Genomic DNA, 11,917 nt, shown 5'->3' on the forward strand with positions numbered 1-11,917 from the left:
AGGGCCGGCACAGGCAACACTTCAACCCCAGCCATCCATGCGCATGGTAGCCCTTACCAGCCGCTGCTCTTCCTGCTCGATCTCCCGCAAGCTGTCGCGGATCCCGTTGATATGCTCGCGCGCCGCGCGCTGCGCCTGCTCGGGCAACTGCTCCATCACCGCGTGATACAACCGCGCATGCTGGCGGTCGATCTGGCGCTTCTGCGCCGGCCGGCAATACAGGTTGTTGACCGAGGCGAACACCGTGCTCAAGGTCAGGTCACTGAGCGATTGCAAGGTATGCACCAGCACCGGGTTGTGCGAAGCCTCGCTGATCGCCCGGTGAAAGGCATGGTCGCGGCGGGCATGTTCACGGGCATCGATCGCTTCGGAGGCTTCGTGCGCAGCCAGCATCTCTTCATAGCGCCGGCGGATCAGCAAACGGTCGACCTCGGTGGCGCGCAGTGCCGCCAGGCGCGCCGATTCGGCTTCCAGCAACGCCCGCACTTCCAGCAGGTCGAACAGCGTACGCGGCTGCGAGCCGAACAGGTGCATCAACGGCGTGGCCCCCGCATGGCCCGTCAGGTCGGCGACGAACGAGCCGCGCCCCTGCTCGGTGTCGATGATGCCGCGCCCGCGCAGGATGCGCAGGCCCTCACGCAGCGCCGAGCGCGAGCAGCCCAGCTTGTCCACCAGGCGCCGCTCCGACGGCAGGGCCTGGCCCACCTTGAGCACGCCGTCGACGATCAACCGCTCGACCCGTTCGGCCACCTGGTCGGCGACCTTGGCCTTGCCTTCACTACCCACTGCGCCCCTCCTGCTGGTATGACCACTTCGACCACTTGCCTCAATTTAGCCGGGCAAAGCCGTCAATAACCAGTACCCGCCGCAAAAACTGGTAGGACCAGCTCACCCTGTACTCGACCCCGACGGCTACCACGCGCAGGCTGCAAGGGTGAGCGCTTTGCCAACAACAACAAAAACCGTTGCCGAGTGAGCCGATGAATATCCTGTACGACGAACGCGTCGATGGCGCGCTGCCCGACGTGGACCGGGCGGCGCTGCTGCAAGCGCTGTGCGCTGCCCTGCCGGACCTCGAGATCCTGCACCGCGAGGAAGACCTCAAGCCCTATGAATGCGACGGCCTCTCGGCCTATCGCACGGTGCCGCTGCTGGTGGTGCTGCCCGAGCGCCTGGAGCAGGTGCAGGCCCTGCTCAGGCTCTGCCACCAGCGTGGTGTGCCGGTGGTGGCACGCGGCGCCGGTACCGGCCTGTCGGGCGGCGCCCTGCCGCTGGCCAAAGGCATCCTGCTGGTGATGGCGCGTTTCAACCGCATTCTCGAGGTCAACCCGCAAGGCCGCTTCGCCCGTGTGCAGCCCGGCGTGCGCAACCTGGCCATCTCCCAGGCTGCCGCGCCCCACGGCCTGTACTACGCGCCGGACCCATCCTCGCAGATAGCCTGCTCCATCGGCGGCAATGTCGCGGAGAACGCCGGTGGCGTGCACTGCCTGAAGTACGGCCTGACCGTGCACAACCTGCTAAAGGTGGAAATCCTCACGGTCGAGGGCGAACGCCTGACCCTCGGCAGCGATGCCCTGGACAGCCCCGGTTTCGACCTGCTGGCACTGTTCACCGGCTCTGAAGGCATGCTCGGCATCGTCACCGAAGTTACCGTCAAGCTGCTGCCCAAGCCCCAGGTGGCGCGAGTGCTGCTGGCCAGCTTCGACAGCGTCGAGGACGCCGGCCGGGCAGTGGCCGAGATCATCGCTGCCGGGATCATCCCCGGCGGCCTGGAGATGATGGACAACCTGGCGATCCGCGCAGCGGAGGACTTCATCCACGCCGGCTACCCGGTTGACGCTGCGGCCATCCTGCTGTGCGAACTGGATGGCGTCGAAGCCGATGTGCACGATGACTGCGAACGGGTCGCCGACGTGCTGGCCCAGGCCGGTGCGCGTGATGTGCGGCTGGCCTGCGATGAGGCCGAGCGCGTGCGCTTCTGGGCCGGGCGCAAGAACGCCTTCCCGGCGGTGGGGCGTATCTCCCCGGACTACTACTGCATGGACGGCACCATCCCGCGCCGCGAACTGCCACGGGTGCTCAAGGGCATCAGCGACCTGTCCGCCGAATACGGCCTGCGCGTGGCCAACGTGTTCCATGCCGGCGACGGCAACATGCACCCGCTGATCCTGTTCGATGCCAACCTGCCAGGCGAGCTGGAACGTGCCGAAGCCATCGGCGGCAAGATCCTCGAGCTGTGCGTGGCCGTAGGCGGCAGCATCACCGGCGAACACGGCGTGGGGCGCGAGAAGATCAACCAGATGTGCGCACAGTTCAACAGCGACGAAATCACCCTGTTCCATGCGATCAAGGCTGCCTTCGACCCGCAAGGCCTGCTCAACCCCGGCAAGAACATCCCCACCCTGCACCGCTGCGCCGAGTTCGGCGCCATGCACGTGCACCATGGGCAACTGCCCTTTCCCGATCTGGAGCGTTTCTGATGAGCATGGACCGCGACATCAGCCAGGCCCTGCTGGAGCAGGTCAACCAGGCGCTGAACCAGGCCACGCCGCTGCGTATCCAGGGTGGCAACAGCAAGGCCATGCTCGGCTGCCCGGTGGCCGGCGAGGTACTCGACACCCGCAGCCACCGCGGCATCGTCAGCTACGACCCGACCGAGCTGGTGCTGACTGCCCGCGCCGGCACGCCGCTGCGCGAGATCGAGGCAGCGCTGCACGAGGCTGGCCAGATGCTGCCCTGCGAACCACCGCACCTGGGCCCCGACGCCACCCTGGGTGGCATGGTCGCGGCCGGGCTGTCCGGTCCCAGGCGGCCGTGGGCCGGGTCGGTGCGCGACTATGTGCTGGGCACACGGGTAATCACCGGTCACGGCAAGCTGTTGCGCTTTGGTGGCGAAGTGATGAAGAACGTTGCCGGCTACGACGTGTCGCGGCTGATGGCGGGCAGCTTCGGCTGCCTCGGGCTGCTGACCGAGGTGTCGCTGAAAGTGCTGCCACGCCCGCGCCAGTGCCTCAGCCTGCGCCTGCCGATGGGCCGCCACCAGGCGCTGGCGGAGCTGGCTGAATGGGGCCAGCAGCCGCTGCCGATCAGCGCGGCCTGCCATGACGGCGACGCGCTGTACCTGCGCCTGGAAGGCGGCGAAGGCTCGGTGCAGTCGGCACGCCAGCGCCTGGGCGGCGAGGCACTGGACAGCAGCTTCTGGAGCGAACTGCGCGAGCAGCGCCTGGCGTTCTTTGCCGGCCCCGCGCCGCTGTGGCGCTTGTCCGTGCCCAACACCACCGGCGAGCTGGACCTGCCCGGCCAGCAGCTGATCGACTGGGGTGGCGCGCAGCGCTGGCTCAAGTCCACGGCACCGGCGCAGTACATCCGCGAGCAGGTCGCCAAGGTCGGTGGCCACGCCACCTGCCATGTCCCTGGCGCTGCCAGCAGCCCACCGCTGCCCGCCGCGCTGATGCGCTACCACCGAGCGCTCAAGCAGCAACTCGACCCCCAGGGTGTGTTCAACCCTGGCCGCCTGTACCCGGACCTGTGAGGCCAGACCATGCAAACCAACCTGAGCGAAACCGCCCGACGCCTGGCCCGCGCCGACGAGGCCGAAAGCATCCTGCGCTCCTGCGTGCACTGTGGCTTCTGTACCGCCACGTGCCCCACCTACCAGCTGCTGGGCGATGAACTGGACGGCCCACGCGGGCGCATCTACCTGATCAAGCAGATGCTCGAAGGCGCGCCGATCACCGCCAGCACCCAGTTGCACCTGGATCGCTGCCTGACCTGCCGCAACTGTGAAACCACCTGCCCTTCCGGGGTGAAGTACCACGACCTGCTGGACATTGGCCGCGCCGTGGTCGAACAGCAGGTGCCACGCCCGCTCGGCCAGCGCCTGCTGCGCCAGGGCCTGCGCGCAGTGGTGCCACGCCCGGCGCTGTTCAAGGCCCTGACCCGCAGTGGCCAGGCCCTGCGCCCACTGCTACCGGCAACGCTCAAGCGCAAGCTGCCGGCGCGGGTCACCACCCCCGGCCAACGCCCCGCACCGCGCCATGCGCGGCGGGTGCTGATGCTGGAAGGCTGCGTGCAACCGGCCCTGTCGCCCAACACCAACGCAGCCGCCGCACGCCTGCTGGACCGCCTGGGCATCAGCGTGGTGCCAATCCGGCAGGCCGGCTGCTGTGGCGCGGTGGACTATCACCTCAATGCCCAGGAACAAGGCCTGCAACGGGCGCGGCGCAATATCGATGCCTGGTGGCCTGCCATCGAAGCCGGCGCCGAGGCCATCGTGCAAACCGCCAGCGGCTGCGGCGCGTTCGTGCGCGATTACGGCCACCTGCTGGAAAAGGACCCGCGCTACGCCGCCAAGGCCGCACGGGTCAGCGCCCTGTCCCGCGACCTGGTGGAGGTGCTGCGCGACGAGCCGGTCGAGCAACTGGGCCTGTGCGCCGAACAGCGCCTGGCCTTCCATTGCCCATGCACCCTGCAGCACGCGCTGAAGCTGGGGGGTGCGGTGGAGGCGTTGCTGACACGCCTGGGCTTCACCTTGACCCCGGTACCGGACGGCCACCTGTGCTGCGGCTCGGCCGGCACCTATTCGCTGACCCAGCCCGAGCTGTCGCTACAGCTGCGCGACAACCGCCTCAACGCCCTGGAAAGCGGCAAGCCGCAAGTCATCGCCACCGCCAACATCGGCTGCCAAGCCCACCTCGACGGGGCCGGACGCACACCGGTGCGGCACTGGATCGAAATCGTCGAAGCAGCCTTGAACCCGGAGAACCACCATGCATAGCAAGTTCGTGATCGGCCAGGCCGAAGTCGCCAAAGTGCTGACCGCCGCCCGCCAGGAAGCCCAGGCACAACAATGGAACGTGACCATTGCCGTGGTCGACGACGGCGGCCACCCGCTGGCCCTGGAGCGCCTGGACGGCTGCGCGCCGGCCAGCGCCTACATCGCGATGGAAAAGGCCCGCACTGCCGCACTGGGGCGCAAGGAGACGCGAGATTACGAGGAAATGGTCAATGGTGGCCGTACTGCTTTCGTTACCGCGCCGCTGCTGACCAGCCTGGAAGGTGGCGTACCGCTGCGGGTGGATGGCCAGGTGGTGGGGGCGATCGGCGTGTCCGGGGTCAAGGCCGAGCAGGATGCCCAGGTGGCCAAGGCCGGGGCGGCTGCCCTCTGAATCCTGTGCCGGCCTCTTCGCGGGTAAACCCGCTCCCACAGGTGCTGCACAGGCCTCAGGCCTTGTGAAAGCCCTGTGGGAGCGGGTTCACCCGCGAAAGGGCCGGCAAAAGCAACATTTACCCAGAAGACTGAACCTCGAGCGAACAGACAATGCCAAACCATCCACTCCAGATCGCCCCCACCCTGCAGCGCTTCATCGAAGATGAGGTCCTCCCCGGCACCGGCATCGAAGCCCGCACCTTCTGGCAAGGCTTCAGCACCCTGATCCACGACCTCGCACCACAAAACCGCGCCCTGCTCGCCGAACGCGAGCGCCTGCAGACAGAACTCGACAACTGGCACCGCCGGCACCCCGGCCCGATCCGTGACATGGCCGCCTACCAGCATTTCCTGCAAGGCATCGGCTACCTTGTAGAGCCCCCGGCAAGCGTGCAGGTCAGCACCCGCAACGTTGACCGCGAGATCGCCGTGCAGGCCGGCCCGCAACTGGTGGTGCCACTGAGCAACGCCCGCTACGCTCTCAACGCCGCCAACGCCCGCTGGGGCTCGCTGTACGATGCCCTGTATGGCACCGATGCCATCGCCGAAACCGAGGGCGCCGAGCGTGGCCAGGGCTACAACCCGCAACGCGGCGCCAAGGTGATCGCCTATGGCCGGCAGTTCCTCGACACCGCGGCCCCGCTCGACGGTGCGTCGCACAGCGACGCCAAGGCCTACGCGATCAGCCAGGGCACGCTGCAGGTAACCCTGGCCGATGGCCGCCAGGTCGGCCTCAGGCACCCCGCGCAACTGCGTGGTTACCAAGGTGAGCCGAACACGCCAACAGCGATCCTGTTGCAGCATCACCAATTGCATTTCGAAATCCAGGTCGACCCAGCCAACGCCATCGGCCGGCAGGACCCGGCCGGGGTCAAGGACATCCTGCTGGAGGCCGCGCTCACCACCATCATCGACTGCGAAGACTCGGTAGCCGCCGTGGACGCCGACGACAAGGTCAACGTCTACCGCAACTGGCTCGGCCTGATGAAGGGCGACCTCAGCGAACAGGTCAGCAAGGGCGGCAAGACCTTCGAACGCACCTTGGCCGAAGACCGCCACTACCACGGCGCAGACGGCCAGCCCCTGACCCTGCCGGGCCGCTCGCTGCTGTTCATCCGCAACGTCGGCCACCTGATGACCAACCCGGCTATCCACGACCGTGATGGCCGGGAAATCCCGGAAGGCATCCTCGATGCCGTGGTCACCAGCCTGATCGGCCTGCATGACCTCAAGCGCCGTGGCAATTCCCGCGAGGGCAGCCTGTACATCGTCAAGCCGAAGATGCACGGGCCGGCCGAGGTGGCCTTTGCCGACCAGCTGTTCGGCCGCGTCGAAGCCCTGTTGGGCCTGCCCGCACACACGCTGAAGATGGGCATCATGGACGAGGAGCGGCGTACCAGCGTCAACCTCAAAGCCTGCATCGCCAGCGCCGCGTCACGGGTGGTGTTCATCAACACCGGCTTCCTCGACCGCACCGGTGACGAGATGCACACGGCCATGGAAGCCGGCGCCATGCTGCGCAAGGGTGACATGAAAGGCAGTGCCTGGATCCAGGCCTACGAGCGCAGCAACGTACTGGTGGGGCTGGCCTGTGGCCTGCGCGGCAAGGCGCAGATCGGCAAGGGCATGTGGGCCATGCCCGACCTGATGGCGGCCATGCTGGAACAGAAAGTCGCCCAGCCCAGGGCCGGCGCCAACACGGCCTGGGTGCCCTCGCCCACAGCCGCGACACTGCATGCGCTGCACTACCACCAGGTGGATGTGGCGGCCGTGCAGCAAACGCTGGAACAGGTTGACCTGAATGCCCAGCGCGCCGAGTTGCTGCATGACCTGCTCAGTGTCCCGGTCAGCCCCGAGCGGCCCTGGAGCGCAGCCGAAATCCAGGCCGAGCTGGACAACAACTGCCAGGGTATCCTCGGTTACGTGGTGCGCTGGGTCGAGCAAGGGGTCGGCTGTTCCAAGGTGCCGGATATCCATGATGTGGGCCTGATGGAAGACCGCGCGACCCTGCGGATTTCGGCGCAGCACATTGCCAACTGGCTGCACCACGGGGTGGTCGATGCCGAGCAGGTCGAAGCGACTTTGCAACGCATGGCCGGCGTGGTCGACCAGCAGAATGCCGGGGACCCGGCGTACCGGCCGATGGCCGCCGGTTTCGAGGCATCGCATGCCTTCCGCGCTGCGCGGGAGCTGGTGTTCAAGGGGCGGCAGCAGCCCAGTGGCTATACCGAACCGTTACTGCATGGCTGGCGCTTGCGTTTCAAGCAGGAGGTTGGGCGCTGATGCTGACAGGGGCCGCTATGCGGCCCCACTGCATGAAAACAGGTGGTATCCCGGCACCTTCAGAAATTTCCTATTCGGCGCTCGGAAGCGTCCTACTTGTTGCCTCCGCCCTCTGAAAACATGATCGGCACTGGATGACGCAAGGTCGCGATCCAGAGGAGGTTCCGCATGCACCTGTACGCCCGCCCCACTGCCGAATTGCGCAGCACCCTGCGCGAACTGCTGGCCCATGACATGAACAACCCGGACGAAGACCCCCACCTGTCGGGGGTGATGTTCTTCTGCGCCACCGATGAACGCTCCCGCCAACTGATCGAGCGTATCGAGTTGCTGGCCAGCGAGTTGTTCTTCGACCCGAACGGGCGGGCCATTACCGAGCATATGAAAGCGGCGGCGGTGGAAGGCGTTCGCATCAAGCGCAACCGCAAGGCACCGGCGGACGAGACGGTGATACGTATCGCGCTGGCGGACAAGGGCTACATCACGGTGAGTACTGCCCGGATCTGAGTTTGCGTTGGCTTTCTGGGTGCTTTGCACCCCATCGCGACACAAGGCCGCTCCCACAGGACATCACAGACTTTGATTGCAGCGCTGTACCTGTGGGAGCGGCCTTGTGTCGCGATGGGCCGCAAAGCGGCCCCATGCCCTTCCCCGACCAATCCGCTATCCTGAGCACTTCCCCGCTCCGGACCGCTCCATGGAACTGCACATTCGCCTGGAAGGCCGCAAAGGCCTGGCCGACCAGCTTTACCAGCAACTGCGCGCCGGCATCGACAGCGGCCACCTGGCCGCCGGCACCCAACTGCCGCCAAGCCGCCTGCTGGCAGAGCAGCTGGGCGTGTCGCGCAAGACCGTGGCCGAGGCCTATTCCCGGCTGACCTACGACAACCTGCTGAGCGGCGTGGTCGGCCGGGGCACCTTCGTCACCCCGCGCCAGCCGCTGCGCAGCAGCGAATCGACCGCGATTCCCCTGGCTGGTGCCGCGTCGCTCGAGCGCTGGCAGCAGCGCGCCACCGTGCTGAGCCGACGCCAGCTGGAGGCTCCGTCGCGTTACGACTTCATCGGCGGGGCCTCGAGCAAGGCGCAGTTCCCGTTCGACCAGTGGCGCAGTTGCCTGAACTATGCCCTGCGCCGCAGCCAGCGCCATCCCGAGCGGCAGTTCCCTGCCCAGGGCCTGCCGGAGCTGCGCGAGGCCATTGCCCATCATGTCGCCTATGCCCGCGGCGTGCACTGCAGCGCCGCTGACCTGCTGGTGTGCAACGGCGCCCAGCAGGCACTGGACCTGATCGCACGGGTACTGGTCGAGCCGGGTTGCCAGGTAGCCATGGAAGACCCGGGCTACCCGCCAGCGCGGCAACTGTTCCTGGCCCTCGGCGCGCGCCTGCAATCGGTACCGGTGGACGATGAAGGCCTGTGCGTGGAGCAGATCGCCGACGGCACCCGGCTGATCTACGTGACGCCCTCGCACCAGTTCCCGCTGGGCATGCCGATGAGCGAGCCACGCCGGCACGCCCTGCTGGCACGGGCCGCCGAGCTGGGTGCGTTGATCATCGAAGACGACTACGACTGCGAGTTCCGCTACCACGGCCCAGCCGCCGACGCTCTGCAGCGCCTCGACCGCCATGGCCTGGTGGCCTATGTGGGGACCTTTTCCAAGACCTTGCTGCCCGAGTTGCGCCTGGGCTACGCCGTACTGCCGCCCGACGTGCTGAAGGCCGCCTGCGTGGCCAAGCACCTCAGCGACTGGCACAGCCCGACCCTGTTGCAGTGGGCACTGGCGCGCTTTCTCGGCGAAGGCCACCTGAACAAGCACATCCGCCGTTGCCACGAGGTCTACAGCGCCCGTCGCGAACGCATCCTCGCACGGCTGGGCGGCGACCTGGCACCGTGGTTCAGCGCCATCCCCGCCAGCGCCGGGTTCCACCTCAGCGCCCTGGCCAAACCTGGGGTCGATGTCGAGCTGCTGGCCAACCTCACACGCAAGGTGGAGGTCGGCCTGTATTCGCTCGCGCCGTTCTTCAGCGAAGCGCCAGTGCGCCCGGGGCTGTTGCTGGGCTTCGGCGCCATCGAGCTGCTGGACATCGACCCGGCGCTGGACCGGGTGCGCGACACCCTGCAGCGCCTCAGTTGACCGGCGCGGCCTTGCCCGCCACTAACGGGCGAGCAATCGCCGCGGCATAACCGCGAGGGTTGAACCACGTGGTAACCAGCAGCATCGCTACCACGGTCACGGTCAGTAGCGTCCAGGAGGCCTGGAAATCACCGCTCATGTCGCGCAACCAGCCGGTGACGTAAGGCACCATGCCGGTGATGATGAAGCCGATGCCCTGCACGAACGCCGCCAGGCTGCCAGCCTCGGCAGGCGTCTTCAGGTGCTCCAGAGTAAGCGTCAGGCTCTGGCTGAAGCAGGCGCCCAGGCCGAAACCGATCATCGCCACCCACAGCCCCGAGGCCAGCGTGGGTGCCAGCAGCAGGCCGAGGAAACCCACCAGCTGGATCGCCAAGGCTAGCCACAGGCCCGGGCGCCGGTCTGCCCAGCGCCGCAGCAACAGCGGCAGGCCCAGTGCGCCGGCCACCTGGAAGATGGTCATCAGGCCAACCAGGTCGGCACCGCCCTGGGCGCTGCCACCATGCTCGATGTGATAGGCCGGCAACCAGGCCACCATGCTGGTGTAGCCACCGTTGATCAAGCCAAAGTACAGCGCCAGCAACCAGGCCCGACGCGTACCGAACCAGTGACCGCCGGTGGCACCGGCCAGTTTCGCCGCCTCCTGGCGCGGCCGCAGCACAGCCCAGGCCAGCACCGCCAGCACAGCCGGGATCGCCCACACGCCCAGGCCGACCTGCCAATGGCCGAAGTAGCCACTGACGTGCGGCCCGAGCACGGCGGCCAGGCCGCCGCCGCTCATCAGCGCAGCCGAATACAGGCCCATCGCCCCTGCCAGGCGGCCGGGAAACCAGCGGTTGACCAGCCCCGGCATCATGCCCTGCACTACCGCCACCCCCAGGCCGGCGACCACCGCACTGGCAATCAGCGCCCAGGCGCTGCCCAGTTGCAGGCGCCACAGGCAGGCCAGGGCGATGGCAGACAGGCCAGCAAGCATGCCGCCATGTTCGCTGATCCAGCGCCGCAACCAGGGTTGCAGCAAGGGCACCAGGCCCATGCACAGCACCGGCAACGCCGTCAGCAAGGCCGCCTGCTGGTAACCCAGGCCAGTACTTGCGCGCATGGGTTCGAGCAACGGGCCGATGCTGGTCAGGATCGGCCGCAGGTTCAGTGCCAGCAGGATGACCAGCAGCAGGTTCAATGCCGCTCTCATTGTGCGTTGGCCTGTTTCCACTCAAGGTAAAGACCGGCTTCGCCGCTGGGCTTCAGGGCGCGCAGCGGCAGGCTCTGTTGCTGGGGCGGGCGAGCCATCTGCGCGTATACCGCCGCGGTGGACAAGCCGTAGGGTTCGCCCTCGGCGTTGTCGTAGGCAAACCAGGCCCGCTCGATACCGCACAGGTGCATGGCCGCCAGGCACATCGGGCACGGGTGGCCGCTGGCGTAGATTTCGGCGCCGTCCAGGCGTGCCTGGCCCAGGGCGTGGCTGGCCTTGCGGATGGCCTGCATCTCGGCGTGGGCGGTCGGGTCCTGGGTGCTGTGGATCTCGTTGATCGCACGCGCCAGCACCTGCCCCTGGTACACCAGCACGGCGCCGAAGGGCCGGCCACCAGCCTGAATGTTGGCGCGGGCCAGGTCGAGCGCTTCGCGCATGTAGCGTTCTTCGGACATGAATCGGTTCCCCTGTTGCAAGACCTGATCATTATCCGGGCTTCGGCGGCCTGGCAGAAATGAAGAGATTGGATGCCTGTCAGTGGCCTCCCAAATGGCCGATTGGCCTCCCGCTTATGCGCGTGATTGGCTATCGGGGAGGCCAACGTGCGGCGCTACAGTAGCGCCATCCCCACCCCACACCTTTGGAGACAGCCATGCACAACCGTATCGAATGGGCCAAGCACGCCCCCGAGGCCTACAAAGCCATGGTCGGCCTGGAGCAGGCCTTGGCCAAGAGTGGCCTGGAGAATTCCCTGCTGGAACTGGTGCGCCTGCGGGCTTCGCAGATCAACGGCTGCGCCTACTGCGTCAACCTGCACGCCAACGATGCGCGCAAGGCCGGTGAGACCGAGGCACGCCTGCAGACCTTGTGCGTCTGGCAGGAAACCGCCTACTTCACCCCGCGCGAACGTGCTGCGCTGGCCTGGGTGGAGAGCCTGACCAGGCTGCCCGAGCACGGCGCGCCGCAGGGCGAATATGAAGCCTTGCAGGAACACTTCGAGCCGGCGGAGGTGGCCAACCTGACCCTGGCAATTGCCGCCATCAATGCCTGGAACCGATTCGGGGTCGGGTTTGCCATGGTGCCGGCCTGATCACTCTTGACTTCC

At 67.2% G+C, this 11,917-nt stretch carries 11 protein-coding genes; 8 read left to right on the top strand and 3 right to left on the bottom strand.

Annotation, left to right across the window (positions count from 1 at the left end):
- Positions 1 to 21: 21 nt before the first annotated feature.
- Complete coding sequence (gene glcC / locus QN085_RS15630; protein ID WP_024087332.1) at positions 22 to 786, bottom strand: transcriptional regulator GlcC; 765 nt, start codon at positions 784 to 786, stop codon at positions 22 to 24.
- Positions 787 to 980: 194 nt separating this feature from the next.
- Here glcC and glcD point away from each other — a divergent pair, with 194 nt between their 5' ends.
- The 7 genes from glcD (at position 981) to pdxR (ending at position 9,623) form a co-directional block, all read left to right on the top strand.
- Positions 981 to 2,480 carry a glycolate oxidase subunit GlcD gene (glcD, locus tag QN085_RS15635; protein WP_023663459.1) on the top strand — a complete coding sequence of 500 codons (1,500 nt, stop codon included), beginning with the start codon at positions 981 to 983 and terminating at the stop codon, positions 2,478 to 2,480.
- Positions 2,480 to 3,532, top strand: a complete 1,053-nt coding sequence (gene glcE, locus QN085_RS15640; RefSeq protein WP_041505862.1) for a glycolate oxidase subunit GlcE — start codon at positions 2,480 to 2,482, stop codon at positions 3,530 to 3,532. The genes glcD and glcE overlap by 1 nt, the downstream gene beginning before the upstream one ends.
- A gap of 9 nt (positions 3,533 to 3,541) precedes the next feature.
- On the top strand, positions 3,542 to 4,777 hold the full coding sequence (gene glcF, locus QN085_RS15645) for a glycolate oxidase subunit GlcF (protein WP_013973100.1): 1,236 nt from the start codon (positions 3,542 to 3,544) through the stop codon (positions 4,775 to 4,777).
- On the top strand, positions 4,770 to 5,168 hold the full coding sequence (locus tag QN085_RS15650) for a heme-binding protein (protein ID WP_024087335.1): 399 nt from the start codon (positions 4,770 to 4,772) through the stop codon (positions 5,166 to 5,168). Before glcF ends, QN085_RS15650 begins: the two co-directional genes overlap by 8 nt.
- 152 nt (positions 5,169 to 5,320) lie before the next feature.
- Positions 5,321 to 7,492, top strand: a complete 2,172-nt coding sequence (locus tag QN085_RS15655) for a malate synthase G (RefSeq protein WP_013973102.1) — start codon at positions 5,321 to 5,323, stop codon at positions 7,490 to 7,492.
- A gap of 168 nt (positions 7,493 to 7,660) precedes the next feature.
- Positions 7,661 to 7,999, top strand: a complete 339-nt coding sequence (locus QN085_RS15660; protein ID WP_013973103.1) for a hypothetical protein — start codon at positions 7,661 to 7,663, stop codon at positions 7,997 to 7,999.
- A 190-nt stretch (positions 8,000 to 8,189) separates the two neighbouring features.
- Positions 8,190 to 9,623: a MocR-like pyridoxine biosynthesis transcription factor PdxR gene (gene pdxR, locus QN085_RS15665; RefSeq protein WP_013973104.1), complete on the top strand. Its 1,434-nt coding sequence runs from the start codon at positions 8,190 to 8,192 to the stop codon at positions 9,621 to 9,623.
- Here the strand turns inward: pdxR and QN085_RS15670 are convergent.
- Positions 9,616 to 10,812 carry a cyanate transporter gene (locus tag QN085_RS15670; protein WP_041505861.1) on the bottom strand — a complete coding sequence of 399 codons (1,197 nt, stop codon included), beginning with the start codon at positions 10,810 to 10,812 and terminating at the stop codon, positions 9,616 to 9,618. The genes pdxR and QN085_RS15670 overlap by 8 nt on opposite strands.
- The gene (locus tag QN085_RS15675; RefSeq protein WP_013973106.1) at positions 10,809 to 11,267 is read right to left on the bottom strand and encodes a nucleoside deaminase; all 459 of its coding nucleotides are present in this window, start codon (positions 11,265 to 11,267) and stop codon (positions 10,809 to 10,811) included. The genes QN085_RS15670 and QN085_RS15675 overlap by 4 nt, the downstream gene beginning before the upstream one ends.
- A gap of 197 nt (positions 11,268 to 11,464) precedes the next feature.
- Here QN085_RS15675 and QN085_RS15680 point away from each other — a divergent pair, with 197 nt between their 5' ends.
- Complete coding sequence (locus QN085_RS15680) at positions 11,465 to 11,902, top strand: carboxymuconolactone decarboxylase family protein (protein WP_023661771.1); 438 nt, start codon at positions 11,465 to 11,467, stop codon at positions 11,900 to 11,902.
- Positions 11,903 to 11,917: the final 15 nt, after the last annotated feature.

The sequence above is a fragment of the Pseudomonas sp. M2(2023) genome (genome assembly GCF_030263955.1).
Lineage (GTDB): Bacteria > Pseudomonadota > Gammaproteobacteria > Pseudomonadales > Pseudomonadaceae > Aquipseudomonas > Aquipseudomonas asiatica.